Origin of the sequence: Sulfitobacter aestuariivivens (genome assembly GCF_014763045.1) — a bacterium.
GTDB lineage: Bacteria > Pseudomonadota > Alphaproteobacteria > Rhodobacterales > Rhodobacteraceae > Sulfitobacter > Sulfitobacter aestuariivivens.
Map to the genome: position 1 here is coordinate 653,495 of NZ_JACTAG010000002.1, position 25,664 is coordinate 679,158.

Consider the following 25,664-nt stretch of genomic DNA (forward strand, 5'->3'; position numbering starts at 1 on the left):
CGCCTGACTAGCGATCCATGCCCGCAAGGGCAAGGGCAGGCAGCACTCAATGCCCCCCAAAAGGGTCTGTCGCAACGACGGACGCGCGCCCTTTTGTCCGTTCCCACCACATGTGCAGGCCTGCGTACCGCGCCACGGCGGCCACGCCCTGCGGTACCAGTGTGAAATACGCCAGCATCGGCGCCAGATGGATATCGGCAAGGCTGAAATGCCCCTCGGCAAGCTGCAGCCCTTCCTGCGCGATCCGGTCCAGCGTAATCAGCGCCGGCCCCACCTCTTCCAGCCCTTCGGCAATCAGTTGGGCGTTGCTGGTCTCGCCGATGTAGGGCCTGTACCAGCCCTGCGCGAAAACCTTCCTGATACCCGGCCGATAGAAATATGCATCCGTGATACCGATGATCTGATCCATCCGTGCCGCGGCGGCGGCATCGCGCGGCACCCGCGTCGGCCTGGCACTGATCTTGTCGAGGTATCGCAGGATCGCGCCGGTTTCTGTCAGCGTAAATCGCCCATGGGCCAGCACAGGCACATGATCGAAAAGGGTCACCCGCCCCAACACCTCATCAGGCGGGTCAGCGAACGGGTTGGTCTCAACGTATTCCGCCTCCAACCCGGTCTCCAAAAGCGCCATCCGCACGATCCGCGTGTAAACGGAGTGCCGGAACCCATAGAGGGTCAATCCCTCAGCCATGATCCTTCATCAACCGTTGCTTTTGCCGGTTCCAGTCCCGCTTGGCGCTGGTTTCACGCTTGTCATGTAGCTTTTTGCCCTTGGCGATGCCGATCTTGAGCTTGGCCATACCGCGGTGGTTGAAATACATCACCAGTGGGACCAGCGTCATGCCCTTGCGCTGGGTCGCATTCCACAAATCACTCAACTGCTTGCGGCTGACCAGCAACTTCCGCCGCCGGCGCTCTTCGTGCTGAAACGTCTTGGCCTGCTTGTAGGGCGCTACATAACTGTTAACGAGCCATAGCTCACCATCTTCTACGGCAGCATAGCTTTCCGCAATATTTGCCCCGCCTTCACGCAGGGATTTTACTTCGGAGCCTTCCAGAATAATCCCGCATTCGATGTCTTCCTCGATCGCATAATCAAACCGCGCGCGGCGGTTTTCGGCGATCACCTTGTAGTTTGGATCGGATTTTGCAGACGATTTTACCTGTGCCATGCGAACGGATGTAGAGGGGGCACGGCACCCTTGCAAGGTTGCCCGGTGATACCTTTATGGAAGTCTCAACAATTCTCTGGCAATCTCGCCCTCCGATGGCCTTGGTCAAGGGAATGAAATGCGCCTCTTTATACGCCTGATTGCCGCGCTGTTCCTGCTTTTGCCGCCGCAACACTCCGAGGCAGAGCAGCCCCTGCGCGTCCTGGTGATGGGCGACAGCCTGATGACCACCAATGGCAGCAAGGGAACCGCCGTACCTCAGCTTTTGCAAACGACGCTGAATGCCGATGTAAAAAGTCAGGCAACCACCGGGGCGCGATTTGCCTATGCATTGCCAGTAACCGGCGCACTGGGGTTCAATATCGCAAAGCAGTGGCGACAAGGATCGTGGGACGTGGTCGTGATGAACGGCGGCGGCAATGATTTGTGGCTGGGCTGTGGCTGCGGCAGGTGTGACCGTCGCCTCGCAAAGCTAATCTCCCCAAGTGGCGACGCAGGGCTGATCCCATCTGCCGTTGCCCGTGCACGCAGCTCAGGGGCCCACGTGATCTATGTCGGATATCTGCGCAGCCCCGGTTTCGGATCACCTATCGAAAGCTGCAAAGTCTGGGGCGACCGGTTAGAAATGCGCCTTGCCATCATGGCGAACCGCAGCAGTGGTGTCACTTTTCTCTCCCTTGCCGACATGGTGCCCACCGGGGATCGCAGCTTTCACGCCGCTGACAGAATTCACCCCTCATCAAAGGGTTCTCGGGCCATCGCCGCACGGATTGTCAGCACGATACGCGCAGCACGCTAGGTCTGCTTGCGGCGCAGACGCAAATTACTGTCAGCGCCGATCCCATAGCGCAAACAAAGTGCGATCACACCCAAACTGATACCCAACCAGAGCACACCCCAAATCATCGCCGAACCGCCATAGGCCTCGGCCAGCATATAGGCGTCTGACTTCAGTCCCGCCCGCGCAATGGTGTCATCGAAAATATCATAGGGCACGTAGATCAGACTGCTCAGCCCGATCACGCGCAAAACCATATCGTTGACGTCATGCGGCAAATACGCAGCAATCGCCAACAATACCGCCCCGGTTGCCAAACAGAATAAGACCGGAAAAACCTCACGCATAAAAAGCGCCGTCACCACCAGCATCACAATCCCGCAAATTGCGGTGGCGTACCGATCCAGATTTGAACGCAGCGCGAACAGCAGCAGCACCACCCCCAGAAAGAGCGACCCCAGATACCCCGCCGTCAGGATCGCAAAGCGATTACCGCCGCGCGTCACCGCATGCCCGCCCTGCTGCGGCGACAGCGACAACTCTTCAATCTCCCCACCGGTCAAAACCGCAGCCAGCCCATGAGAAAGCTCGTGCAGGAAGACCACAAAAATTTTCAGTGGCAGAACCACAGGCGTCTGCCACAGCGCAAAGATGACAATCGTTATGGCAATGAGTTGCCAATGGCCCTTAAGCAGTTGCATGACCCCATCCGGTTCAAAGCGTCCTCGTTAGCGGAGAACCGCAAAGACCCCGGCATCAATCCCCCAACTTTGCATGGACTTCATCGAGCTCGATTTCGCCGACCGGCATCTTGTTCGCCGGATTGTCAAAATCGTATTTGAAAAGCTCAAAGTCGCGTTTATATATCTCGCGCACCAAATGCATCGACAGGTCGTCGAAGTAATCCTCGACCGGATGCGCACGCTTGGGCCCATGCCCTTCGCTTTCGTTAAAGCGCGGCACCTCGTCCAGCTTGACCTCAATGGGCGTGTCGATGGCATCGATCACCTGCTGCATGCCGTCGTTGAATTGCTCGGTCCAGAAAATCTTGTCGTAGCGCCCGCCATTGACGATGAATGTGCTGACGTGGCCCGACATTGCAGACCAGTGAATGTCTGGATCCATCGGCCTGCGCCACCGAATCGTATCCCGAACGAAAAGCAGGAACCGTCGAAAACTGGCGATCTGATCAAAATCCTGCTTGCCGTCCTCGCCGCCGACCTCGATCCCATACTTCTGAATCAACAGCGGCACGAGGTTTCCGCGATAACGCTTGCCATTACGCTGAATGCCGCAAATCTTGTCAAAGAAGGAGGACAGAACCCGCGTATAGGGATTGCGCACACAGGTAAACGCAAAGGACTTATGCGCTTTGACGTTGTCGCTGATCACCGGCTGCGACGGATCAAGCGCCCACTTGTGCAGACCCGTTTTCGCGTCGTGAATGTCACCGTCAAAGAACTCCCCGTGATCGGAATAATACATGATCTGCCCGATGGACGAACACGCGCATTTCGGCACCACGCGGTACACCACGCTTTCGCTTTCCGTCATCCACGTTCCTGGAAAACCCATCGACCACTCACCTCTCTGACCGATCCGGACTGCTTTATGGCAACAGTTCCGCCCTGCCACAAAAAACCAAATAAATCCTGTTTATTCAATCAGTCTTCACCATTATCTAGATAACCAACGAGGGAATAAGGGGCAGATCGTCCGCCAAATGGCAAAAATCGCCTATATCCTGCTATGTCACAAGGACCCGACTGCCGTCATCCGACAGGCGGAACGGCTGACGGCTGTGGGCGATTACATGGCAATCCACTTCGATGCCTCAGCCAACAAACAAGACTTTCAGGAGATCAAGAAGGCGCTTGCCAGCAACCCCAATGTGACACTGGTCAGAAAACGTGTGCGCTGCGGCTGGGGGGAATGGTCGCTTGTTCAGGCCACGCTAAACGCCCTTGCCGCGGCCCTCGCCGCGTTTCCCCGCGCAACACATTTCTACATGCTGTCGGGCGACTGCATGGCGATCAAATCCGCAGAATACACGCACCGCTTTCTGGACAACGACGATGCCGACTTCATCGAAAGCAACGATTTCTTCGAAAGCAACTGGATCAGAACTGGCTGGAAGGAAGAACGCCTGATCTACCGCCACTGGTTCAACGAACGCACCCAGAAAAAGCGCTTCTACGCCATGTTCGAGGCGCAGAAAAAGCTGGGACTGACCCGCGACATCCCCGCAGACCTGCAAATCAAGATCGGCAGCCAATGGTGGTGCCTGCGCCGCCGCACAATCGAATCACTGATGAATTTCATTGCCAAGCGTCGCGATGTTAAGCGGTTCTTTGCCACCACATGGATCCCCGATGAAACCTTCTTTCAAACGCTGGTCAGTCACCTCGTTCCGCAGGACGAAATTCGCGCGCGGACACTGACTTTCCTGATGTTCACCGATTACGGCATGCCGGTGACCTTTTATAATGACCACTACGACCTCTTGCTCAGCCAGGATTACCTCTTTGCCCGCAAGATCAGCTCCGAGGCCCATGACCTCACCCGCCGCCTGGGCTTGCTCTACGCCGCAGAAGGCGTCCAGTTCCAGATCAGCAACGAGGGCCGCAATCTATTCGACTTTCTTACCGGTCGGGGACGCATCGGTCGCCGCTTTGCCACCCGTTTCTGGGAAACTGAAAGCACCCTGGGACGCGAACGCGAATTGTTGATCGTGATCTGCAAGAAATGGCATGTGGCCAAGCGCGTTCTGGAACGTATCCGGCAGGTCACCAATGTGCCCGCCATCGAATACCTCTTCAACGAAGAAGACACTCCCCTGCCCGATCTGGGCGGCATTCAATCCTCGCTGGAAAAGCGCACCCGCCACCGCCGCGCACTCATGCGCATGCTATTCGACTACTTCGAAACCGATCGCCTGATCGTCTGCATGGATCCCTCCAACCTCGACTTGCTGAATGACTTTGCGTCTGACCGCTCCACAACCCGGATGCTTGAAATCGAATGCCAGTTTTCCGATGACTACCTCACGGGCCACGCCATGCGCGTCGGGCTTGCGGGCGATCAGACTTCGGATGATACACTTGACCGACTGCTTCCCACCATCCGTAACGACATGGTCCACGAATCCGACGCAATCCGGGATGCCGACTTCCACAACATGAGCCGCCTGCGCGAAACCGCGACCGAGGACCAGAATGCCGAAGCCATTGGCAGCTTTCTGTCAATCTCAAGAGACAAGGCGACAGAGATCACCCGCACCGATCATCTTTTCGCCGACTGACCGACAAAGCCAAGGCTGAACCAACGCAGCTTTCTCTGGCTAGAACATTCCCAGGAAGTTTGAAGGACAGCGTCCTTCATCAGCAAAATTGAATCATATGCGCGCCTGCGCGCTCACTTTTTCGAACGCCACGTCCCAAGCCAGCGACTAAAGCCTTCGCGTTGCTCGGCAATCCCATCTTCCATGGCGTCCAGCGTCGGCGTGATCCGCGCCGCCTTGAAACGACGCCACCGCACCCAGATCGCATAGATAATCGCAAAGAACACCAACAGGACGACAATGTTCAGCCACGGTATGCCCTTACCTGCATCAGGCCCCACGACCGGACGAATGGAAATGGCATTGGGAAAGATCGACAAAAATTCATTGCGCCAGCCATAATGCGTAATCACAGCCCACTGCGGATCCGCCTTGGTCGACTTCAGATCGGCCGCTTCTGTCTGCAGGTTTTTGGTGTCAAACTTGAAATACGGTGGCCAGCTCCAACCGGTATCTTCATTGCGGTACACCATGACCCGATCATTATCGCGCACCGCCTGAATGAACAGAACATCGCGATTGATGGCCGTGGCATCGCTGCCCACGTCAGGCGACGCCCAAAAGATCGAATTCTCCCCGAAATCAACCCGCTGCTCGAAAGTATCGACCACGCGCACCATGTCTCGCTGCGGCAGCGTGTAGTGAAAGAACGCCGCCACAAGTACCCAGAAGGTGACCCAGAAAACCCATTTGATGACTGTCGTCATGGCACGCCTCGCTCAGGAAAAATTCGTCAGATAAATGATCAACGCGATGACCACCACAGGCCCAATATAGACCCCCAGGATCAGTTTGCGACGGATCGAGCTGTCATATTTCTCAAGTCCCCGCTTCACGAAAGCGTCGCGGTTGATCAGCTTGGGCCCGGCTTCCCACTTCGCCTCCAGCTTTTCGCGCCGTACGGCACGCGAATACAGCGACAGACTGATGTAGACGACACTCAGCACGCCAAATCCGATGACGGTGAAATATACGAACGGGATCATCTGCTACCTCCTTCTGACCGCGCCCCAGGGCCCCACGGCAGCGATCCTGTCAGACACAGGATCAGGCTTGGCGGGTTTGGGCTCTTCCATCGGCGCATCATGCCCGAAAAGCGCGGCACGTGCACCCGCCTTGTCAGCCTGATACTCCGCTTCCAGAAACGCGACCACATAGGCCTTCTTGGCCTCTGACCAGCCCGCATAGGTCCGATAGAACAATTCCTTGTGGCAGATGAACAGTTGCCGGATATCCTTGGCCGCCAATTCCGCCAGCAACATGTTCACCAGTGCCGCATCCTTGGTATCCGCAGCCCGCAGGGTATAAAAATACGCTGGATGATCTGACGCGATCCGCGGCCATGGTCCGCCATTCTCGGCCCAGTTCACCAATGCCGCCAATGCGTGAAACTCCGGCGGCAGCTTGTCACTGTGTTGGCGTGCCAACCGTCGCATGTCGCCGCGCGTCGCCCCGGCCAGGTCGGCCTGGCTGTTGGCCACCGCATCAACAAGAATGAAATCCATCTTCTGCCGCAGGATCGCCGCCGAATTGATCCCCCGCGCTTCGATGATCGTTTCCGTCAACCCGTTCAGCTCAAAGAACTGCGCAATCCGGTTCCGATCGCGCGCGTCGAAAACGTATTTCAACGGCAGCTCACCCAGCCCCTCCTTGCCCGAAGGGGCAATAACCGCCGGGTGCTCCACATCCTGAAAAATGTACATGCCGCCAAAATGGGCTGTCCAGAAATCACGCTGATCAAATGCCATGTTGCTCAGCTTCACGGGGTTGCGCACCACGTCCCCGGTCTTGCCCGCCAGGTCGATCATCTCGGCGATCAGCACATCGTCGAACCAGCCGTCCTGATCGTTCTTGAACCGCCCCACAAGCCGCCCCAGCTTCTTGGCATCGCGCACCGTACCGCCCGTGGTATCGGCATCAATGGTGATCCGCCGGATGTCAAAGAGCCGCGCGGGTGTAGACACGTCATAGACCGAATTCACCAATTCCCCTGCTACCGCATCCCGTGCCGTCAGCGCAAAAAGCTGCGCTTCGTTCTCGGCGTAGAACTGCTGCAGGATGCCCCGTGAAGTTGAGAATTTCGTATTGAGCAGCGGACAGCGCCGCTGGTCCATGCTCAGCAAAATGAACTGCCGGTTCACCCCCGCATGGTTGAGGTAAAGATGATCATCCAACTCATCCCCCACCTCCGGCGAATAACCCGAGATGTCGACGTGAAAGTCAGTGAGTTTCGTGGTCTTGCCCGTTAGATGCTTTAGCGCACGGTTATAGCGCTCAACCAACGCGGGCGAGGAGACATGGAAGAGGTTGCCGAACATCAGGCCGGCGCGGATCAAACGTTGCATGGCATCGCTCCCCCACTCGGAACCAAAGGCATCGGCCTTGCATCCAAACCGCCACCGCCTTCGGTTCTTCCTTGTTCAGAACACATCATTCCCCCCTCCAAAACGGCCATGGGACGTGATGTCGTCAGCATATCACTGTCGCCACGGAAACCGCCGCCTCCTCATAATGGGAAATCAATTCCGGCTTGATCGGGCAGCCCGACACGTTTCGGATCGCAATCACATTTCGCGCAAAATAGGCGTTGGTCAGGTCGGTGCGGTCTCGCCTTGTTGCGCCATAGGCACGATACGTCGGTGGATCGCGATCAATCAGCTCGACCTTATGGGCAAATCCGTTGACCTGCGTCGTTTTCGCCATTTCGGCGCAGCCGGCCGTCAGCATCCCCGTGAGAACGGTTATGATTGACCTGCGGATCATGACTTGGCCCTTAGATACCGCTTTTTCGCTTCCTCCATCCGCTCCATATCCCGCACCGCATTCTCAATCGCCACTTCATCCGACTTATCCGCATACCGGAACTCTGAATCCGCATAGCGGTTCACCTCCTGGATCACCATCTCCACCGTGATCGGCTGGCGCATGTCCTCGATCATCGCCTTCTTGGTGTCGTAGTCCTTAAAGAGGAACAGCTCCGGGTTCTCCATCCATTCATCGGGCAGCTCGAAATCCATCGCCCGCACCTTCACCGCATCCGTGATGTTCTTGATCGCGCGACCTGTGAACCGCGCGTCCGCCTCCTGAATACCCTTCAGATACGTGCCGATCTTGTTGATCGTATCCAGCGCGCCAATCTGCCCCTTGACGTCCTCGTACACCCGCAACAACCCTTCCTCATGCGGCTTGGAATGGCTTTCAAACGACGCGGCGACCGCTTTCTTGATCTGCTGCGCCTCAAAGACATTGTGATCCCCCAGCGGGATATCGTGGTTCTTGCCCATCAGCAGATAAAGGATATCAACATAGTCCTCCCGCGTCTGTGGCCCGTCTACCAGGAACCGCGCGCCCGCCCGCTGGCGCAGGGCGTCGTCCACGTTTTCGGGATAGTTGGAAAACATCCCGAACGTGCAATTCCCCCGCACCACCGTGTTGGCCCCGGCAAAGCTTTCCATCAGCACGGCGGTGATCTCCAGCTGCCCCGCCGAAGACTGCCTGTCCCCCCGCTTGCCTGCCAACTGGTCAATGTCATCAATGGTGCCAAACCCAATCACTGACGGATCGATGATGCTGTTGATGAATGCCTTGGCGTTTTGGCCCGACTTACCCTGATAGCTGTCGATGTTGTCGGTCGAAAGATTCTGATACCGGAACGGATAGCCCGCATTCCCGCAATACTCGCTGATCAACCCGGCCATCATCTGAATGAGCGTCGTCTTGCCCGTTCCCGGCGCCCCATCGCCCATGAAGGTAAAGATAAATCCGCCCAGCTCGGCAAAGGGGTTCAGCCGTCGGTCAAAATCATAGGCCATCAGCATCTTGGCCAGCTTCATTGCCTGATACTTGGCGATGTGGTTGCCCACGACCTCGTTGGGCTTCTTGAAAGTCATCGTCAGCTTGGTGGACTTGGCCTTGGACGCAGGCGAAAACCCGGAAACGGTGAAATCATCTTCCTCGACCCGCCAGGTCGCCGCCCTGAATCCTTCCAATCGCGGCGCGGTCTGGGCCCGCAAGGAAACCTTTTCCATCAGCATCTCGGCAAACGCAGAAACCGTCGCAACCAGATGCGCGTCATCGCTGGCATGTGCGGCGATGTCCTGATCCAGCTCCCATAACGCACCGTGCAGGGCGGTCTGACCGCTGTCGGTCAATACCTCATCCACATCGCCCACTTCGACTGTCGTCTCCGTCAGGTGGGATGACATCAGATAGGCCGTCGCATTGCCAAAAACATAAAGCGTCACCAGCGCCTCGGCCGCCAGCAACTCCCCGAACTCCGACTTGCGCGCAGCGGGCAGCGATCCTTCCAGATTGGCCCGCTTGAGATCCCCCAGCCCCGACTGCTCTGCCGCATTCTCTGCCACCGCCAGCGCGATCGCGATCGCGCGACGCAGGGCGTGCAGCACAGTGGACTGCAACGGTGACATGATCGGATCGTCCGCATCTGCCCCCGCGACACGCCCGATCAACTGCACCGCGCCCGCAGGGACGCGCCGCTGCGCCACCAACCCCGGTGTGGTTGACCGGAACCGACGCCGCGTGCCAATCCCGCTGGATTTCTCCGCCGCCTCTTGTGCGACCTTTGCCGTCGCAATCCGCGGGGCGTGATCAAAGCCTTCCAGCAGCGCCTGCGCCACCGACACATGCTTTTCGATATCTTCCTCACGAAGCTCCATGGCATCCGATGTCTGGCTCATATATTCACCCTTTTTCAAATACCTCCGCCGGAGGCCCGAAATCTAATACTGCAACACCCGCCCCTGCGGGCTGACAACAAATTTCTGAACTGACCCGAACCCGGCCGGCTGCTTTTCCTCCAGCACCTGAAACGGGCGTTGTGGCAGGATAATACTGCGTTGCGTGCGCGTCGCACCCAAATCCTGCCCCTTCCCCGCAAAGGGATCGAGCGCAAAGACCTCGCGTTCCACCGTCGAAAACCACCCGGACTTCTCTTCGATCACCCGGTCGCTGATAAGCTCTTCTTCCGTCCAGACCAACGCCCAGTCCTGACCCTCCGGCGCCCGCGCTTCTGCCAATACCTCGCGCAGCGGCCCGGCCTGCTGGGTATAGGCGTGAGAATACATCGGACCCACATGAAACCGCCGCAACCGTTTGGGATGCAGATCGTCGAAATCGCTGTCAAATCCGCGCGCGATGGTGACAAGTTTCAGACCGCCCAGCGCCTGCGCTGACAAATGCGCCTGTACCTCCGGCCATCGCCGCTCATCCTTGGGCAGCGCGATCCGGCCAGAATCCTCAAGCTCAAGAAGATAGATTACCGGCAAATTCACCTGACTGTCATAGGTCGCCCAATGTACACGAAACGTACGCCGCCCACCCGGCATATTGCCTGTCCATTCCGCCTGCGGATCATTGCGCACCCAAAACAGGTCACCCTTCGCCAGTTCCTCGTAATAAAGGCGCTGTGACAGGGCAAATTGCAGTTTTGTCGGAATGACCCTGTCACCAAGGATTGTCTGCACCATCTGATCCTTCAGCTCTTCGGGCGATGCTGTCTGCGCCAGATGTGCAGCCGCCTGCTGCGCATCATTGGCCATCGTCATGATCTCATCGGCAACCGGAAATCCGCTGTCGCGCCTGTCGATGGTCAAAGAGCCAAAGAAACGCCCCGTTTCGCGCCCCACAAGCAGGTACTTCAGGCTCAGCGCGCGAAATGTATGGGTCAGCTTGGCCGCATAGCGCGTAAGGATCGCGACCTCATCACTGTCCAGCGCTCCTTCCGCCTCCATCACGCCGGCGACATGCAACATATGCGCCATGATGCCTTCGAACTTGCGGAAATAGCGACGGCTGGCGAAAGTATCGCTCAGACCAACGTGATCGTGCGAAAGATCTTTTGTTTCCGTCATGCCGACCCCGCTCTGCTGCTGAAATGACAGGGCCAAATTTGTGCCATCGGGCCGTTTCCTCGTTACTGATCTGGCACACTGTAGGAAAGGCGAAATCACGGGTCAACGCGATGTGCGGCACGCGCCCTGTCCCATCGGTTGCAGGGGCGGCTGTGGCCCGGTCAACCGGGCATCAAACGCGTATACCTGAAAGGTTCGGTTGTGCCCCCAACCCTTACGCTTCCCGGTGGATCAGATCACCATTGCGCCACCCACGCCAGACCGTCCAGACCAACAAAAGTGCGCCGAAAATCACGCTGGGGCCGCCAAAGACCGCAAAAATCGTGTGGGACAGCTGCGATAGCCAGTCAAAAACGGTCTCTGCCCCAGCACCCGCAAAAAACATAAACACGAACGGCAGGCAGATCATCCAGATCGCCGTGACCAGCGGAACATAGTACTTTTCAACAAAATCCATTCTCGATCCCGATTGATATGGCACTCTCGTCGACAAAGCCTCATCGACCTGACACTCAAATAGTGTGGATACCGGCCGCATCAACGCGAAGGCGGCGGAAACTGCAGGCGGATCCGTGCAAAAGCGCCGATGCCCCGCGTCTCAGCAAAAGTGCCTACTGCGCCCCATAGGCATTGGCATCATGCTTTTCGACGATCTTGGCGAAGCGACGGGCAAAGCGTTCGTCGGCCTTGGCTTTCGCCTCCAGCACCTCGCGCGCAAAGACCATGTGATCTTCGTGTGCTTCGAGCATATCCGCCATCCGCGCGTTCGTCGCAGACCCAATCCCGGCCATCGCACTTTGGGCTTCCTGATCTGTCTTGACCCCGATCTCGTTGATACGGTGCGCCACATCCTGCTGTTGTGCGGTCTTGAGCGATTTGGTCAGCGCATCATACAACACGACCCGCTGCTTGGTGTCTGTCTGCAGCTTGTTGATCAAGACCATCTGCGTCGCAGCCTGGTTTTGCAGGGAATCGATCCAGGTCTTGCCCTTCTCGATGTACCGCTCCAGCGTTTGCGACTTGGCCAGCTTGACCTGCTCATCCTGCACCAACGCGTTATATTTCGCATTCGCTTCGGCCAGCTCGGTTTCAAGCTTGGTCCGCTTGGCGGCGTCTGTCTCTGACGCAATCGCGTTCTCTAGTTTGATAATTCTGGGGTCCATCCCCTGGATGTCCGCCCGGATCGTTTCCAGCTCCCCAACGGTCAGTTCGCGTTCGTCCAGTGTCTCGCTCAGGTTACCTTCAACCTTGACTTTTTGCTCTTCCAGCATGGCCAACTGCCCCTCCAGCAGGTTGACGATGGTGTCCGACTTGGAAATCAGATCCTGCAACTTGTCGTCGATAGACGCAGAGCGCACCCGTTCCTGCCGCATGCTGTCCGACTTGGCACTTGAAAAGATGCCAACCACGCTTTCCCACCCGGTCTTGCTGCGCATTTCGTCAAAGTCCCGGCTGAACCCGGCAGTGACATCGTCCAGCCCCATGATCAACTCGGCGATATTGGCATTCATGACGTCCGTATGGGCATGCACATCTTCAAGCGACGCATTTTCAATGTCGATCATCGCGTCGTCGCCGGTCTTGAGCTTGTTGCGCGCTGTTTCGATCCGGCTCGTCAACTCGGCGATCTTCGCCTGTGCTTCCTGCACCTGCGATTGAGATTCCTTAACCTGTGCATCCAAGTTGGCCATCAAACGTTCCTTTTTTCAATGCGTTACTATGTATATAGGGAATGTTACGGCAATTTACATCACCTTCCCGCGAATTTCAGATCAAGTGTGGCAAAAGCAGGGACGATTTGGAAGGGGTCAGTGCATGCTTGCGTTTCAGCCTATGACGTCGCCTCAACGCCCGCCCGCCGCGCCGTAAGGGCCAAAACCATCCATCCCAGAACGCCCGCAATGATATACCAGATCAGAACTGCGCGAATGTCATCGTAAGGCATCGCCGCAACATCTGTTGTCGACACGGATGCCGCGAAAAGCGATCCGGCAAAGACCAACTTGCCACACAGACTTTGAAACGACACGTAGGTCGCGCGTGCGGTGTTCTCCAGCAAGGGCTGTATCCGCCCCATCTTGAACGGATGGGACAACGCATCCGGCACGATCCGCAGGAACAGAACTGCAATGGCCAGCCAACTTTGAGTAAGCGCCAGCACCGTGATCAGCAAGATCTGCATACCGAATGCCAGCAACAAAATTGCGGGCAAGCCAAGCATCCCGCGCAGACGCATCGCATGAATAGACGCAACCGTGGACAGGCCCATCATCACAGCGGTTACCGCCCCGCTGACCAACGGCGCTTCCCCGGCAAGGCCGACCTGAGACAGCGCAGAAAGAATAAAGGGCTGGCCAAACACGAACGGCAAATGGCTGAACCCATACATCAGCACACTCAGCGCGAAAATCCAGCGCAAGACGGGCAGTCTCAGCGCGGTACGCATCGCATCCCACTGACCACCGCCACCCAGACCGCGTTTTTTCGGCGGTTCGGCAAATCGCGACGCAATAAGCGTCCCTGCACCCATCGCAACGGCCGCTGCAACAAACGTCGCGCCCAGACTGACAAGGGCGATCGCCCCGCCGATCACCGCCGAAAGCGCAAACCCGATAAGCGAGAACTGCAAGGCACGGGTTTCCTGGGCCTCGACCTCCTCTGCACGGCCTTCCGCCTCAAGAGATTCGTACAACAACGCGCTGTCCGTGCCGGACGCCAGCGCACTGGCCGAGCCAACAAAGAATTGTCCCACAGCAAAAGCGGCGAAACTGTCCCCCAGCGCAATCAGCAGCGATCCCAACACACCCGCCAGTGTTGCAGCGATCAGCGTCTTGCGGCGGCCCAATCGGTCAGATGCATAGCCAGACGGCACCTCAAGCACCGTCACCGAGATGTCATATACCGCATAAAGCGCAATCGCCGCCCCTGGCGACAGGCTTTGCTGAAAATACAGAAACCAGACAGCCTGCCAGAACAACAGCGACTGACAAAACTTGAACCACGGATAAAGCGCGACATTGCCCGAAGTGGATGGCACGCGGACATCAGCCATGAATGCGCCCGGCCAAACCTATTTGATCGCCAAAAGCGTGGCGATCATCTCGCTGTCGGGATCCGCCAGCGGTTCGATGATGTCAAAGTGATGGGTGTCCTCAACCACAAACAACTTGGCGCCCCAGGCGCGTGAAAATCCTTCCGCCTGCTCCAGGAAGGCGGGGCGTTCATCTGCGCCCACCCAAACGGTCACATCAACGCCATGCGGCGGGCTCATGTTGACGGGGCTCTCGGCGACAGCAGCGGCCTCGTCCAGCCCCAGTATCTCGTTCATGGAGGTCTGCAAAAGCGGTTCCAGATCTGCCACCGGTGAGATGGAAACGATCTGCTCGACCCGGTTGCGGACGTCCGCCGCCAGCAGCAGCGGGTCCATCACCCGCGCAACCAATTGCCCCCCGGCAGAGTGCCCGGTAAGCGCAATCGGCCCTTGGGTGCGGCCCGCAATCTCGTTCAGCGCGGCGGCAATCTGCCCGCCGATTTGGGCAATGCTGGCCTCGGGACAAAGGTCATAGCTGGGCATTGCAACCGCCCATCCCTTCGCCAGCGCACCGGCAGCAAGATGCGAAAAAGACGACGCATCGAAGGCTTTCCAATACCCGCCATGCACAAACACCACCGTCCCGCGCGCCACACCTTCGGGGTGGAAAAAGTCAAAGACCTGCCGTTTGGACGGCCCGTAGGATGCGCCGATTTGCGCCCGCGCGCCAAGGCTTTTGCGAAATGCCGCTGCTGCGTCTGCCCAGCGCGGCGGATAGGCTGCAGAACCTACGATATGTTCAGCGTTGGCGTATGCGTCATCAAGTGACATTGGCGGCTCCTTGGTGGTCGTTGGTGCATTCTCTAACTGGACAATCATAGCCATTGTTGCTTTGGGTGCCACAAACAAAAGCGGAGAGACCCATGACGGACGCGAAAACCGACCTCAAAAGCCTGTTGAAAGACCCTACATTGCTCGAAACCCGCGCTTACATCGATGGCGCTTGGGTGGATGGCGATGACGGCACTTTCGACGTACTGAACCCCGCCCGCGGGGATGTGATCGCCAAAGTGGCAAATCTGAGCCGTGCACAGGTGGCGGATGCCATCGCGGCGGCTGAAAAGTCGCAAAAAGACTGGGCCAGCTGGACCGGTAAGGAACGCGCAGGCGTGCTGCGCAAATGGTTCGACCTGATGATGGAAAATCAGGATGATCTGGGCGCGATCCTCACCGCTGAACAGGGCAAGCCACTGGCCGAAGCGAAAGGTGAAATTGGCTACGGTGCCTCCTTCATCGAGTTCTTTGGCGAAGAGGCCAAGCGCATCTATGGCGAAATGATCCCCGGCCACCAGCGCGACAAGCGGATCATGGTGCTTAAACAGCCCATCGGCGTCGCCGCCTCGATCACGCCATGGAACTTTCCCAACGCGATGATCACCCGCAAAGCGGCTCCAGCACTTGCCGCGGGCTGTTCGTTCGTGGCGCGCCCCGCTGCTGAAACGCCCCTGTCCGCAATCGTGATGGGCGTGCTGGCCGAACGGGCGGGCATCCCCGCAGGCGTCTTCAACGTGGTGCCGTCCTCGTCTTCCTCTGCCGTCGGCAAGGAATTCTGCGAAAACCCCGCCGTCCGCAAACTCACCTTCACCGGCTCCACCGAAGTGGGTCGCATCCTGCTGAAACAAGCCGCCGATCAGGTGATGAAATGTTCCATGGAACTGGGCGGCAACGCGCCTTTCATCGTCTTTGACGATGCTGATCTGGATGCCGCAGTCGAAGGCGCGATCCTGTGCAAATTCCGCAACAACGGCCAGACCTGTGTGTGCGCCAACCGCATCTACGTGCAGGCGGGCGTCTACGACACCTTCGCCGAAAAACTGAAGGCGCGCGTGGAAAAGATGAAAATTGGCGACGGCTTTGAGGAAGGCGTCGACCTCGGTCCGCTGATCAACGGCGATGCCTCTGAGAAGGTCAAGGAACACATGGAAGACGCGCTGTCCAAAGGCGCCAAAATCATCCTTGGCTCAAAAGACGAAAAGATGGCAGGCAACTTCCTCGCCCCCACCATCATGACCGGCGTGACACAGGACATGCAGGTGGCGACGGATGAAACCTTTGGCCCGCTCGCTCCGCTCTTCAAATTCGAAAACGAGGACGATGTGATCGCCATGGCCAACGATACTATCTTTGGCCTCGCCTCCTATTTCTACGCCAAGGACCTCAGCCGCGTTTACAAAGTGGCCGAAGCCCTCGAATACGGTATCGTCGGTGTGAACACGGGTATCATCTCAACCGAAGTGGCGCCCTTCGGCGGCGTCAAGCAATCGGGCCTTGGCCGCGAAGGCAGCCACCACGGCATCGAAGACTACCTGGAAATGAAATACGTCTGCCTGTCGGTCTGACGCCATTGGGGCATGCCCCCAAACTTCATCTTTCCAATAAACTCAAACCCCAGAGGCCGCGGCAAACGCGGCCCCTGGCGTTCTATCCCAACGCCGCCACCTGCGCCTTTACTGCACCAAAAACAGCATGGGGCGCGCGACCGAACTCCACATCAACCGGCAGTTCCGGACCTTCGCGCCAATGACCCAGCCAATAGATGGTGTCCGGGGTCTTCCAGACCCATGTCATCGGGTCCATTCCCGCAGCACTCAGCGCATCAATCACGTCATGATCAAAAAGCCGGTCCACGCTGACCCCAAGATAAACACCCAACGGAAGACCAGCATCCCCCAGCGATGTGCTGACCGCCTCCCGGTAGCGCGCCAGCAAATCGGTGATCTGCCGCTCGCGCTCCACGTCATCGATGCTTGCAAAGGGTTCGTCGTGAAACATATGCGACGACGCCAATGCCACATCGATCCGGCCGTCGGGGCCGGGCTCAGCGCCCCGCGCCGCAGCGTCCTCTTCTTCGCGCGCCTCCTGCATCTGCGCGCGAAACCCTTTTAGCATCGTCTCAAAAATATCATCCGGCAGGTTCATTCCACGAAGCCGGGCTTCAGTGACCTTTTCGATCTCATCCAGCGACGGCCGGTCTTCGGCCCCCTCCTGCATCAATGCACTGGCAATCTGCGAAAACCCCGCCTCATCTGCCGCAATGAGCGCAGCAAAAAGCGCGTCCAGATCCTCCGTGATCGCCCAGCGCCATATCGACGTTTCACCCATGCGCTAAAACCCGACCGCCATGCCGTCCTTGCGCGGATCAGAGCCTGCCGCATAGGCCCCGTTCTCCATCCGCCAGATCAGCTGCGCCCCCCCGAAACCGAAAGCATTGTCCGGCGCCTCCAGCGTCAGTTGATGCCCCATGGCGCGCAGCGCCTCGTGCGTCTTGGAAGGCATCGTGGTCTCACAGGCCACGCCCAGCCCCTCGGTTACCCGCCAGCGCGGTGCATCGACCGCCATCTGCACATCCTGATCCCAAAGCGCCGTGCGCAGCACCATCTGCACATGCCCCTGTGCCTGCATCGGCCCGCCCATCACACCAAAACTCATCTGCGGCGCGCCGCCCCGCATCAGGAACCCCGGGATGATCGTGTGAAAGGGCCGCTTGGACGGCCCCACCAGATTCTGATGCCCCGGTTGCAACGAAAAGCCCGCGCCCCGGTTCTGCAGCGCGATCCCATATCCCGGCACGACAACACCAGACCCGAACCCGGCATAATTCGACTGGATGAACGACACCATTATCCCGTCCGCATCTGCGGTGGCCAGATTGACCGTACCGCCGTTCCGCGGCGCCCCCGCCCCGAAATCCTGCGCATGATCCGGATCGATCAGCCGCGCGCGGCTTTTCAGATACCCCGGGTCAAGCAGATCCGCGGCCGTAACGGCGCTCATGTGATCGGGGTCCGCAACATAGCCTTCTGCATCCGCCAGCGCGAGCTTCATCGCTTCGATTTGCAGATGAACCGCCTGCGGATCATCTGCCTCCAGATCGCGAATACCGGTGTGTGACAACATTCCCAGCCCCATGCAGGCCGCAATGCCCTGCCCGTTCGGGGGTATCTCGTGCAACTCAACGGCGTCAAAACCCTGCGAGATGGTCCCGCACCAATCAGCCTCATGCGCGGCCATGTCCTCTACGGTCAGCGCCGCATCATGAGCCCGGGAGAACGCGGCAATCGCCTCCGCGATCTCCCCTTCGTAAAACGCGCGCCCCCGGCTTTCCGCGATAAGACGCAGGCTCCGCGCATGTCCCGCGCTGCGGAAAATCTCACCGGCGCGCGGCGCGCGACCCGCTGGCAAAAAGGTTTCGGCAAATCCGGGCTGTTTCCCCAGTACGTCCCCGGCCCGCGCCCACAGGGCCGCAACCACCGGCGTGACCGGAAACCCATCTTCCGCATATCCGATTGCGGGGGCAAAAAGGGCCTCAAATGGCAACTTGCCAAATCGCTCCGACAGCGCGACCCACCCCGACACCGCCCCGGGAACTGTCACAGTTTCCCACCCGCGATAAGGCATCTCTGACAGACCCTCATAGCGCGCAGGCGACCACGCGGCAGGCGACCGGCCAGAGGCATTGAGCCCATGCAGCTGCTCACCGTCCCACAGGATCGCAAAGGCATCCGACCCGATGCCATTTCCCGTTGGCTCAACCACCGTCAAGGCAATGGCAGTGGCCAGGGCTGCATCAACCGCATTGCCCCCGTGCGCCAGCATCGACAATCCGGCTTGCGCCGCAAGCGGATGGGACGTGACAACCGCATTGCGCGCCAGAACAGCGGAACGGCGAGAGGGATAGGGATGGTTTGCGCGCAAATGCATGGCGGGTCCTTCAGGTATCGCCCGCCCAAGCTAAACTGATCCGCTGCCGGGACAAGCGAAAGCAGACCGCAACAGGCACGGTCTGCTTTCAAATCTGCACCCCGAAGATGGGCGAACCCGACCCTCAGGGGGCCGGACCTTTCCGCCTACTCAGACAGGCTTTGCGCCAGACGCATCAACTGAATGGCTTCTGCACGGTAGCCGAATGCATCTGCGCCCTTGGTCGCATTCGCCAGCGCGATCGCATCGGCATAGGACCAGTCGCCAATGTAACTGCTGTCGCGCAGCAACTGCCCGAACCCCGCTATGGCGGCGGCAAAGCCCGCATCTGATGCCGCGTCAGCGTTGATCGGCGTCTCGATCAGCTTTGATGTGCTTTCGCCGGGCGCCTTGTACCGTAGCCGCAGAAACGCCAGTTCATCGCTCACCACGTTGACCTGCGCGCTGTCACCATAGCGCAGCGGATCATTCAGTTGCGCAGGAGAACCCACAGGTGTGACCTCGTAAAGCGCCGTCACCTGATGCCCGGCGCCGATATCGCCAGCGTCCACCTTGTCGTTGTTGAAATCCTCACGCCGCAACGCGCGCGTTTCATACCCGATCAGGCGATACTCAGACACCTGCGCCGGATTGAACTCCACCTGGATCTTGACGTCATTGGCAATCGGGAAAAGCGCTCCTGTCAGCTGATCCACCAGCACCTTCTGCGCTTCTCCCAGCGTATCGATATAGGCCGCCGTCCCGTTCCCGTTCTGGGCCAGTGCCTGCATGGTGGCATCATCCAGATTGCCGCGACCAAACCCAAGCACGCTCAGATATGTGCCGCTGTCGCGCTTGTCGGCAATAAAATCCTTTAGTCGCTCAGGATCACTCAGGCCGACGTTGAAATCACCGTCGGTGGCAAGAACAACGCGGTTCACGTCGCCCTCACGCGCCATCGACGCCGCAGTGGCATAGGCCATCTGCAGACCCATCTGACCTGCGGTGGAGCCCCCGGCCCCCAGGCGGTCCAGCGCATTCAGGATCGTCGTCCGCTCACCCGCATCAGTTGGTTCCAGCACCAAACCGGCAGAGCCCGCGTAGGTCACGATTGCCACCTGATCCTCCGGGCGCAATTGCGACAGCATCAAACGGAAGGACTGCTTGAGCAGCGGCAGCTTGTTGGGCTGGTTCATGGAACCCGAGGTGTCGATCAGGAAGACCAGATTGAGTGGCGGGCGGTCCGCCATCTCCGGCACCTCCCCCTGCAAACCGATCCGAATCAGCTGCGTGTCCGGGTTCCAGGGCGTGTCCGTCACCGAGACCGTCGGCTGAAAGGCCATCCCGTTGGTCGGCGCGGGGTAATCGTAGGTAAAGTAATTCACCATCTCCTCCACCCGCACGGCCTCCGGGTTTGGCAGATAGCCATTGGTCAGCGAATTGCGGACAACCGCATAGCTTGCCGTATCCACGTCGATGGAGAAGGTGGAGACCGGGTCATCACCAGTCACCTTCACCGGGTTCGGCGCCTCATTGGCGAAGGCTTCGGTATTGGCGGGGGCCGGTATCGCGACGCTTTCGTCCGCGACGACTACCGGAGAAACCGGCAGGCTGCGCATCGCCCTCCGGTCAGAGGGCGCGGCCTGTTGGGCCACGATGGCACCGGTTGCGAAGCTCTCTGCGGGTGCCGATTGAACCGACGGGGCTGCGGCATCAGACAACGCCTCTGCTTCTATCGCTTCCACCTGCGGCGCGGGCGCCACGGATACCTCAAGATCCTGTATCAGCGCGTCAAGATCAGACGAACTCTTGGCAAGCGGCTCTTGCACCTCTTCCTTTGTCTCGCGCCCCCCGATGACCTGCTGTCCATCGTCACGCGGCGCAACTGCCCGAACGCCACCTTCGGTCAGATCACCGGGGTTCAGCAGGTTCTGACCGATGGGGGTAAAGACCACCAATCCAACGGCAATCAATGCGGTCGAGGCAGTCAGCCCCGCGCGGGTGTTCAAAGCATCCAACATATTTCTCACTCCTGAAAAGACGCCCCTCCTTGGGCGATCAGAAGTAGGACGCAGGTCATCCCGCGATCCTTGGAGGTCCGCGAAATTTTTCTGCGCCAGCGCGATATTCAGTGCCTTGGTATCTGCATCAGGCGCGGGCGTGGCCGCGTCCATCAGCTTTTTCAGATCTTCGAGGTCGTCGGTCATGGAGCCTCCGTCGTGCCAGTGCACGCAATCTCTGCAGCGCGTATCTGCGCCAGTTGTTTCTTGGCCTCCGAGACGCGCCAACTGATGGTGCCTTCGGAAACGCCCAGCACCTCGCCCGCCTCGCGGTGCGTCATGTCATCCAGCACCAGCGCCAGCGTATCGCGCAGATCCTCCGGCAGCGCGCGCATGGCCTGCGTCAGCCAATCGACCGCTTGCGCCGTGTCCGCGTCACTCGCCCGCCGGTTTACCTCCCAGTCACCCCAACCCTCGGCAGCCCGCGTATGACTGGCGTGCCGGCGGCGGCGGTCATGTGCCGCATTCACCGCGACACGGTACAGCCACGTCGTCACCGCCGCATCGCCCCGGTAGCCCTGCAGTTTCGCGGGCAGCGCCGCGCAGATATCCTGGGTCAGATCCTCAGCCTCGTGCTGTGACCCCGTCAGGCGAAAGCACAGCCGGAACAGGCGGTCATACTGCCGCTCAAGCAGCGTCGAAAACGCCGCTGCATCCCCGCCAGCGGCGGCAAGGGCAAGGTTTCTGTCACTCGTGGCCATCAGCATCACAAGAGTATGACGCGGGCCATCGGTCAATCCTTGGCGGCAAAGCGAAATTTATTCCCGGAACGAAAAAGGCCCGGTGCATTACACCGGGCCCTCACGTCATCATCCAGTCGGACTTAGTTAACGGCTTTTGCGTCCACAACGTCCTTCTCGACCGCTTTCACATCAGATGCGATCTGGATCTGGCGCGGCTTCAGTGCTTCGGGCACCTGACGCTCCAGTTCGATGTGCAGCATGCCATCGGCATGGGCCGCACCCGTCACCTGCACGTGATCGGCCAGATGGAACCGGCGTTCAAACGCACGGGTCGCGATGCCACGGTGCAGATAGGTTTTCCCTTCGCTGTCATCCTCGGCCTTCCGGGCAGAGACAATCAGCGCCTTCTCACGCATCTCGACGCTCAGATCACCATCAGAGAAACCCGCAACGGCGATGGAAATGCGATAGGCATCATCACCCAGTTTCTCGATGTTGTAGGGCGGATAGCTTTGAGTGCTGGTATCAGACGTCAGCACCCGGTCCATCAGGTTCGCAATCTGGTCAAACCCGACGCTTGAGCGATACAGGGGGGCAAAATCAAAAGTACGCATAGTTCATCCTCTTTTCTCGAGCGATTTCACGCAAAGGCCTTCCACCATTGGACAGGCCCATGTTTTATTGGCGTCCCGGCCCTTCAGAGGCACCGGAACAGGGCTGATATGGGCACTTTTCACGGGTATTCAAGAGGCTTCGGGTCGCAAACGTGGCGCATCAGGGGCGTACGAATTTTGCCCCGGTGGTGACCTTTCCATCGCCCAGACCCAACCGACGCACCTTGGCCTTGGGGCGGGGCGCGGAACTGCGCAGACGCACCTTCAAGCCCTCAATGGCTTCGGGCAATTCCATCCCGAACGATACTTTCTCACCATAGTGATGCCCAATGCCCGAAATCACCGACAGAATGCGCCCACGCCCGTTAAGATGGGTGAACACCGGCGCCCCGCTGGAGCCATAGGTCACATCACAATCCATCGCGATCAACCGCTTGTGGCGTTGCAGCACTTTGCAACGGTTCTGGCGCGTCAACATGTCGTCGCGGCCCTTGCCGTAAGACACAACACTCACCGGGCCATCACCAATCGGGCCACGATGCACAACAAAGGGGGCCACATCCTGAACCGGGATCGGTTTTTCCAGCCGCACCAAAGCGACGTCATAAATCACATTATCCCCATTGAAACCGGCGGAAGGATCAAACCGCTCATGTGGGATCACCTGTACCACGGTGCGCTCTGCGGCCACCTTGCCGCGCGTCAGGCCGGCACGAAACCGCATCGCGCCCGGTTTGACCATTTCAGCGGTCTCAGCATCGAAAACACAATGCGCCGCCGTCAGCACAACATCGGGCGAAATCAGCGTCCCTGTGCAATACCCCCCGTTCGCGCTGTCAAGCCGTCCGACAGCCGCAAATGCGCGTGCCTCGTTCTGGGTGGAAAGACTGCGCAGCGTTGTCTCTTGCGCACCTGCAACCGCACCCAGGCACCCCAGAGCCAGCGCAAGCACCACACGGTCGAGGTTTCGTGCGACACATCCCATCAGGGTTTGACGAACTTGGCGCCAGACCCCCGCTGCGCATCAGTAACCTTGATACGTCTGCTGGCAGGTCCAGCCTCCTGAAACACACCTGCGCCCGCCACAAGCTCCGCCTGCAACAGCGCCAGCGGTGCCCCCAGCGACGTACCCAATGACACGCCCTTGCCCTGCACTTCTGCCTTGGCCGAAACCACGGATACGATATGCGCCTCGCCATCATGGAACGTGAAAATCGGCGCCCCGCTGGATCCGAAATCGACCGCACAAGAGGTCACAAGCACACCGTCCTGCTGCGCCAGTACTTTGCAGACCTCCTGCAGTGTGGGGGCCTCGGACCGGTCGCGGGCATAGCTGACGACGCCAACGGAATCGCCCGGCCGAGGCCGCGCCGCTGTGCCAAAGGGCACAATTGTCGTGTTTTGGATGGGGCGCTGCAATTCCAGCAACGCCAGATCATTGCGCACCCGGTCTGATGAGGCATCACCGTCAAACACGTAGTCAGGATGCACCACGGCCCGCCGGACATCGCGGTACGCACCTGCGCGCCCGTCGCGCCAGCCGGCAAGAAACTGGATATTGCCGTGATCAATGCGTTCTTTCGTGTGGCTGTCATATAGACAATGCGCTGCCGTCAGAACCAGACGTGGCGCAATAAGCGCTCCGGTGCAAAACCCCTTTCCCCCGATATCAAGCCGTCCGACTGCCTCCCAGGCCTTCGCCTCGATGCCGGTGCTCAGTCTCTTGAGTTGCGCATCCTGCGCAAAAGCCGTTGATGTGATGACCCCGGCCAGCAGGGTAAGGTAAATCCAACGCCGCACGAATAACCTCATAAATAATTACGTCTCGGCGATACGCACGAGTTGAGGCAAAATTAGGGCAACCGGGCTATCTCAGACGCGGAACGGCGTCATTCCGCCCAGTTTCCCGCAATGCGTGTGGCTTTGGCCCGCCAGAGGCCCAATCCAGCAATTCAACCGTGTGCACAACGGGCACTTTGGACCCAGACCCGATCTGCATCATGCACCCAATATTGCCCGCCGCGATAACGTCGGGCTGTTTGGCCTCCAATGTTCTGACTTTCCGGTCTTTCAGCTGTTTTGAAATCTCCGGCTGCATCAGATTGTACGTCCCGGCGGACCCACAACACAGATGCGAATCTGCCGGTTCCACCACCGTGAAACCCGCTTTCTTCAACAGATCCTTTGGATAGGTCTTGATCTGCTGCCCGTGCTGCAAGGAACAGGCCGCGTGATAGGCCACAACCAGTCCTTCCGGCACAGGCTCACTGCTATTGACCGCATCGATACCGGCGATGCGATCCTTTGCGGGCTGAGGTGCGTCTTGCTCTGGCGCGCCCTGCGCAATCTCGACCAACACCTCTGAAACATCCCTGGCAATGGCAGAAACGCGTGCAGCATCCTCCGCCAGGGCCTCATTGCGAAACATGTGGCCATAGTCCTTCACTGTGGTCCCGCAACCGGATGTGTTGATGACAATCGCATCCAGCCCTGCGCCGTCCATTTCCCGGCACCACGCCTTGATGTTCCTTGCAGCCGTGGCGTGGCTTTCTTTCGTCTTGCCCATGTGGTGGGTCAACGCACCGCAACACCCGGCCCCCTCAGCCACCACAACTTCGCATCCCATCCGCGTCAGTACACGGATCGTGGCGTCGTTGATGTCAGTGTTAAGCGCCTTCTGCGCGCATCCCGTCATCAAGGCGACGCGCCTGCGCTTCTCCCCCTGGGGCGCAAAGCTTTGGGGGTCGTCATTGCGACTGACCGGCGGAATGGTCTTCGGCGCCATCTCCAGCATCGCCCGCAGGCGGGCATCCGGCATCAGCCCCGCAAAAGGTCGCCCGATCTTGGCCCCCAGCAGGGCTACGCGAAACCGCATCGGATAGGGCAGAATGCGCGCCAGTAACCAGCGCAGGGCGCGATCCCCGAAGGGCCGCTTGTAGCGCTGATCGATGTATTCACGTGCGTGATCCACAAGATGCATGTAATGCACCCCCGACGGGCAGGTGGTCATGCAAGCCAGACAACTCAGACAGCGATCAATGTGCTTGACGGTCTTGGCATCGGGCTGCCGGTTGTTCTCCAGCATGTCCTTGATCAGGTAAATGCGCCCACGGGGGCTGTCCAACTCATCCCCAAGAACCTGATAGGTCGGACAGGTGGCCGTACAAAACCCGCAATGCACACAGGACCGCAAGATCTCATTGCTGCGCGCCGTGCTCGGGTCCTTCAGTTGCTCAGGCGTGAATGTCGTCTGCATGAAAACTCCGCTCTTGAATTGCAGGGGGTTGCCGCCTTGTCAGGACGGTCAGAACCGCGGCCGGTGCCGAAAAATAAAGATTAAGAAGCATATTGCGCGCACCCATTCCGGCTGTCCCGG

The 25,664-nt window shown here is 59.0% G+C and carries 25 protein-coding genes; 3 read left to right on the plus strand and 22 right to left on the minus strand.

Annotated elements, in window-relative coordinates:
- Positions 1 to 46 precede the first annotated feature (46 nt).
- A complete protein-coding gene (locus tag H9Q16_RS13040) occupies positions 47 to 691 on the minus strand; it encodes a glutathione S-transferase family protein (RefSeq protein WP_191075864.1) in 645 nt (214 codons plus the stop codon).
- Positions 684 to 1,172 (minus strand): SsrA-binding protein SmpB, encoded by a 489-nt coding sequence (gene smpB, locus H9Q16_RS13045; protein ID WP_191075865.1) that lies wholly within the window; start codon positions 1,170 to 1,172, stop codon positions 684 to 686. The genes H9Q16_RS13040 and smpB overlap by 8 nt, the downstream gene beginning before the upstream one ends.
- 118 nt (positions 1,173 to 1,290) lie before the next feature.
- On the opposite strand from smpB, the gene H9Q16_RS13050 reads away from it, so the two are divergent.
- Complete coding sequence (locus H9Q16_RS13050; protein WP_191075866.1) at positions 1,291 to 1,971, plus strand: SGNH/GDSL hydrolase family protein; 681 nt, start codon at positions 1,291 to 1,293, stop codon at positions 1,969 to 1,971.
- Here H9Q16_RS13050 and H9Q16_RS13055 read toward each other — a convergent pair.
- Both H9Q16_RS13055 and H9Q16_RS13060 read right to left on the minus strand, forming a co-directional pair.
- On the minus strand, positions 1,968 to 2,651 hold the full coding sequence (locus H9Q16_RS13055; protein ID WP_191075867.1) for a M50 family metallopeptidase: 684 nt from the start codon (positions 2,649 to 2,651) through the stop codon (positions 1,968 to 1,970). The two genes, H9Q16_RS13050 and H9Q16_RS13055, sit on opposite strands and share 4 nt — an antisense overlap.
- 55 nt (positions 2,652 to 2,706) lie before the next feature.
- On the minus strand, positions 2,707 to 3,525 hold the full coding sequence (locus H9Q16_RS13060; RefSeq protein WP_191075868.1) for a sulfotransferase family protein: 819 nt from the start codon (positions 3,523 to 3,525) through the stop codon (positions 2,707 to 2,709).
- Between the two features lie 148 nt (positions 3,526 to 3,673).
- Here H9Q16_RS13060 and H9Q16_RS13065 point away from each other — a divergent pair, with 148 nt between their 5' ends.
- Positions 3,674 to 5,251, plus strand: coding sequence for a DUF5928 domain-containing protein (locus H9Q16_RS13065; RefSeq protein WP_191075869.1), 1,578 nt, complete (start codon positions 3,674 to 3,676; stop codon positions 5,249 to 5,251).
- Between the two features lie 113 nt (positions 5,252 to 5,364).
- On the opposite strand, the gene H9Q16_RS13070 is transcribed toward H9Q16_RS13065, so the two are convergent.
- The 10 genes from H9Q16_RS13070 to H9Q16_RS13115 all read right to left on the minus strand — a co-directional run bounded on the left by H9Q16_RS13070 (position 5,365) and on the right by H9Q16_RS13115 (position 15,022).
- Positions 5,365 to 5,997 (minus strand): DUF1523 family protein, encoded by a 633-nt coding sequence (locus H9Q16_RS13070; RefSeq protein ID WP_191075870.1) that lies wholly within the window; start codon positions 5,995 to 5,997, stop codon positions 5,365 to 5,367.
- 12 nt (positions 5,998 to 6,009) lie between these two features.
- Positions 6,010 to 6,276 carry a hypothetical protein gene (locus H9Q16_RS13075; RefSeq protein ID WP_191075871.1) on the minus strand — a complete coding sequence of 89 codons (267 nt, stop codon included), beginning with the start codon at positions 6,274 to 6,276 and terminating at the stop codon, positions 6,010 to 6,012.
- 3 nt (positions 6,277 to 6,279) lie between these two features.
- Positions 6,280 to 7,635, minus strand: coding sequence for a DUF6638 family protein (locus H9Q16_RS13080; RefSeq protein ID WP_191075872.1), 1,356 nt, complete (start codon positions 7,633 to 7,635; stop codon positions 6,280 to 6,282).
- Between the two features lie 124 nt (positions 7,636 to 7,759).
- Positions 7,760 to 8,053, minus strand: a complete 294-nt coding sequence (locus H9Q16_RS13085) for a hypothetical protein (RefSeq protein ID WP_191075873.1) — start codon at positions 8,051 to 8,053, stop codon at positions 7,760 to 7,762.
- Positions 8,050 to 9,987, minus strand: a complete 1,938-nt coding sequence (locus H9Q16_RS13090; RefSeq protein ID WP_191075874.1) for an AAA family ATPase — start codon at positions 9,985 to 9,987, stop codon at positions 8,050 to 8,052. Before H9Q16_RS13090 ends, H9Q16_RS13085 begins: the two co-directional genes overlap by 4 nt.
- Before the next feature lie 42 nt (positions 9,988 to 10,029).
- Entirely contained in the window at positions 10,030 to 11,160 is a 1,131-nt protein-coding gene (locus H9Q16_RS13095) for a hypothetical protein (protein ID WP_191075875.1), read from the minus strand.
- 214 nt (positions 11,161 to 11,374) lie between these two features.
- A complete protein-coding gene (locus tag H9Q16_RS13100; protein WP_191075876.1) occupies positions 11,375 to 11,617 on the minus strand; it encodes a hypothetical protein in 243 nt (80 codons plus the stop codon).
- Positions 11,618 to 11,771: 154 nt separating this feature from the next.
- Positions 11,772 to 12,851, minus strand: a complete 1,080-nt coding sequence (locus H9Q16_RS13105) for a coiled-coil domain-containing protein (protein ID WP_191075877.1) — start codon at positions 12,849 to 12,851, stop codon at positions 11,772 to 11,774.
- Positions 12,852 to 12,991: 140 nt separating this feature from the next.
- A complete protein-coding gene (locus H9Q16_RS13110) occupies positions 12,992 to 14,212 on the minus strand; it encodes an MFS transporter (protein WP_191075878.1) in 1,221 nt (406 codons plus the stop codon).
- Between the two features lie 18 nt (positions 14,213 to 14,230).
- The gene (locus H9Q16_RS13115; protein WP_191075879.1) at positions 14,231 to 15,022 is read right to left on the minus strand and encodes an alpha/beta hydrolase; all 792 of its coding nucleotides are present in this window, start codon (positions 15,020 to 15,022) and stop codon (positions 14,231 to 14,233) included.
- Positions 15,023 to 15,114: 92 nt separating this feature from the next.
- On the opposite strand from H9Q16_RS13115, the gene H9Q16_RS13120 reads away from it, so the two are divergent.
- On the plus strand, positions 15,115 to 16,590 hold the full coding sequence (locus H9Q16_RS13120; protein ID WP_191075880.1) for an NAD-dependent succinate-semialdehyde dehydrogenase: 1,476 nt from the start codon (positions 15,115 to 15,117) through the stop codon (positions 16,588 to 16,590).
- Between the two features lie 82 nt (positions 16,591 to 16,672).
- Here the strand turns inward: H9Q16_RS13120 and H9Q16_RS13125 are convergent, their stop codons facing one another.
- From H9Q16_RS13125 to glcF, 8 genes are all read right to left on the minus strand, one after another.
- Positions 16,673 to 17,353 carry a hypothetical protein gene (locus tag H9Q16_RS13125; protein WP_191075881.1) on the minus strand — a complete coding sequence of 227 codons (681 nt, stop codon included), beginning with the start codon at positions 17,351 to 17,353 and terminating at the stop codon, positions 16,673 to 16,675.
- Between the two features lie 3 nt (positions 17,354 to 17,356).
- On the minus strand, positions 17,357 to 18,952 hold the full coding sequence (locus H9Q16_RS13130; RefSeq protein WP_191075882.1) for a gamma-glutamyltransferase family protein: 1,596 nt from the start codon (positions 18,950 to 18,952) through the stop codon (positions 17,357 to 17,359).
- A 146-nt stretch (positions 18,953 to 19,098) separates the two neighbouring features.
- Entirely contained in the window at positions 19,099 to 21,138 is a 2,040-nt protein-coding gene (locus H9Q16_RS13135) for a VWA domain-containing protein (protein ID WP_191075883.1), read from the minus strand.
- Positions 21,135 to 21,692 (minus strand): RNA polymerase sigma factor, encoded by a 558-nt coding sequence (locus tag H9Q16_RS13140; protein WP_191075884.1) that lies wholly within the window; start codon positions 21,690 to 21,692, stop codon positions 21,135 to 21,137. Before H9Q16_RS13140 ends, H9Q16_RS13135 begins: the two co-directional genes overlap by 4 nt.
- A gap of 122 nt (positions 21,693 to 21,814) precedes the next feature.
- Positions 21,815 to 22,288: an Hsp20 family protein gene (locus tag H9Q16_RS13145; RefSeq protein ID WP_191075885.1), complete on the minus strand. Its 474-nt coding sequence runs from the start codon at positions 22,286 to 22,288 to the stop codon at positions 21,815 to 21,817.
- 160 nt (positions 22,289 to 22,448) lie between these two features.
- Positions 22,449 to 23,273, minus strand: coding sequence for a trypsin-like serine peptidase (locus H9Q16_RS13150; protein ID WP_191075886.1), 825 nt, complete (start codon positions 23,271 to 23,273; stop codon positions 22,449 to 22,451).
- Positions 23,273 to 24,100, minus strand: a complete 828-nt coding sequence (locus H9Q16_RS13155; RefSeq protein ID WP_191075887.1) for a trypsin-like serine peptidase — start codon at positions 24,098 to 24,100, stop codon at positions 23,273 to 23,275. Before H9Q16_RS13155 ends, H9Q16_RS13150 begins: the two co-directional genes overlap by 1 nt.
- A 55-nt stretch (positions 24,101 to 24,155) precedes the next feature.
- Positions 24,156 to 25,544, minus strand: coding sequence for a glycolate oxidase subunit GlcF (gene glcF / locus H9Q16_RS13160; protein WP_191075888.1), 1,389 nt, complete (start codon positions 25,542 to 25,544; stop codon positions 24,156 to 24,158).
- Between the last annotated feature and the right edge of the window lie 120 nt (positions 25,545 to 25,664).

Excerpts from the sequence above, each read along its gene's own strand:
- H9Q16_RS13040 (WP_191075864.1), bottom strand. The coding sequence starts at position 691 with ATGGCTGAGGGATTGACCCTCTATGGGTTCCGGCACTCCGTTTACACG.
- smpB (WP_191075865.1), bottom strand. The coding sequence starts at position 1,172 with ATGGCACAGGTAAAATCGTCTGCAAAATCCGATCCAAACTACAAGGTG.
- H9Q16_RS13050 (WP_191075866.1), top strand. The coding sequence starts at position 1,291 with ATGCGCCTCTTTATACGCCTGATTGCCGCGCTGTTCCTGCTTTTGCCG.
- H9Q16_RS13055 (WP_191075867.1), bottom strand. The coding sequence starts at position 2,651 with ATGCAACTGCTTAAGGGCCATTGGCAACTCATTGCCATAACGATTGTC.
- H9Q16_RS13060 (WP_191075868.1), bottom strand. The coding sequence starts at position 3,525 with ATGGGTTTTCCAGGAACGTGGATGACGGAAAGCGAAAGCGTGGTGTAC.
- H9Q16_RS13065 (WP_191075869.1), top strand. The coding sequence starts at position 3,674 with ATGGCAAAAATCGCCTATATCCTGCTATGTCACAAGGACCCGACTGCC.
- H9Q16_RS13070 (WP_191075870.1), bottom strand. The coding sequence starts at position 5,997 with ATGACGACAGTCATCAAATGGGTTTTCTGGGTCACCTTCTGGGTACTT.
- H9Q16_RS13075 (WP_191075871.1), bottom strand. The coding sequence starts at position 6,276 with ATGATCCCGTTCGTATATTTCACCGTCATCGGATTTGGCGTGCTGAGT.
- H9Q16_RS13080 (WP_191075872.1), bottom strand. The coding sequence starts at position 7,635 with ATGCAACGTTTGATCCGCGCCGGCCTGATGTTCGGCAACCTCTTCCAT.
- H9Q16_RS13085 (WP_191075873.1), bottom strand. The coding sequence starts at position 8,053 with ATGATCCGCAGGTCAATCATAACCGTTCTCACGGGGATGCTGACGGCC.
- H9Q16_RS13090 (WP_191075874.1), bottom strand. The coding sequence starts at position 9,987 with ATGAGCCAGACATCGGATGCCATGGAGCTTCGTGAGGAAGATATCGAA.
- H9Q16_RS13095 (WP_191075875.1), bottom strand. The coding sequence starts at position 11,160 with ATGACGGAAACAAAAGATCTTTCGCACGATCACGTTGGTCTGAGCGAT.
- H9Q16_RS13100 (WP_191075876.1), bottom strand. The coding sequence starts at position 11,617 with ATGGATTTTGTTGAAAAGTACTATGTTCCGCTGGTCACGGCGATCTGG.
- H9Q16_RS13105 (WP_191075877.1), bottom strand. The coding sequence starts at position 12,851 with ATGGCCAACTTGGATGCACAGGTTAAGGAATCTCAATCGCAGGTGCAG.
- H9Q16_RS13110 (WP_191075878.1), bottom strand. The coding sequence starts at position 14,212 with ATGGCTGATGTCCGCGTGCCATCCACTTCGGGCAATGTCGCGCTTTAT.
- H9Q16_RS13115 (WP_191075879.1), bottom strand. The coding sequence starts at position 15,022 with ATGTCACTTGATGACGCATACGCCAACGCTGAACATATCGTAGGTTCT.
- H9Q16_RS13120 (WP_191075880.1), top strand. The coding sequence starts at position 15,115 with ATGACGGACGCGAAAACCGACCTCAAAAGCCTGTTGAAAGACCCTACA.
- H9Q16_RS13125 (WP_191075881.1), bottom strand. The coding sequence starts at position 17,353 with ATGGGTGAAACGTCGATATGGCGCTGGGCGATCACGGAGGATCTGGAC.
- H9Q16_RS13130 (WP_191075882.1), bottom strand. The coding sequence starts at position 18,952 with ATGCATTTGCGCGCAAACCATCCCTATCCCTCTCGCCGTTCCGCTGTT.
- H9Q16_RS13135 (WP_191075883.1), bottom strand. The coding sequence starts at position 21,138 with ATGACCGACGACCTCGAAGATCTGAAAAAGCTGATGGACGCGGCCACG.
- H9Q16_RS13140 (WP_191075884.1), bottom strand. The coding sequence starts at position 21,692 with ATGGCCACGAGTGACAGAAACCTTGCCCTTGCCGCCGCTGGCGGGGAT.
- H9Q16_RS13145 (WP_191075885.1), bottom strand. The coding sequence starts at position 22,288 with ATGCGTACTTTTGATTTTGCCCCCCTGTATCGCTCAAGCGTCGGGTTT.
- H9Q16_RS13150 (WP_191075886.1), bottom strand. The coding sequence starts at position 23,273 with ATGGGATGTGTCGCACGAAACCTCGACCGTGTGGTGCTTGCGCTGGCT.
- H9Q16_RS13155 (WP_191075887.1), bottom strand. The coding sequence starts at position 24,100 with ATGAGGTTATTCGTGCGGCGTTGGATTTACCTTACCCTGCTGGCCGGG.
- glcF (WP_191075888.1), bottom strand. The coding sequence starts at position 25,544 with ATGCAGACGACATTCACGCCTGAGCAACTGAAGGACCCGAGCACGGCG.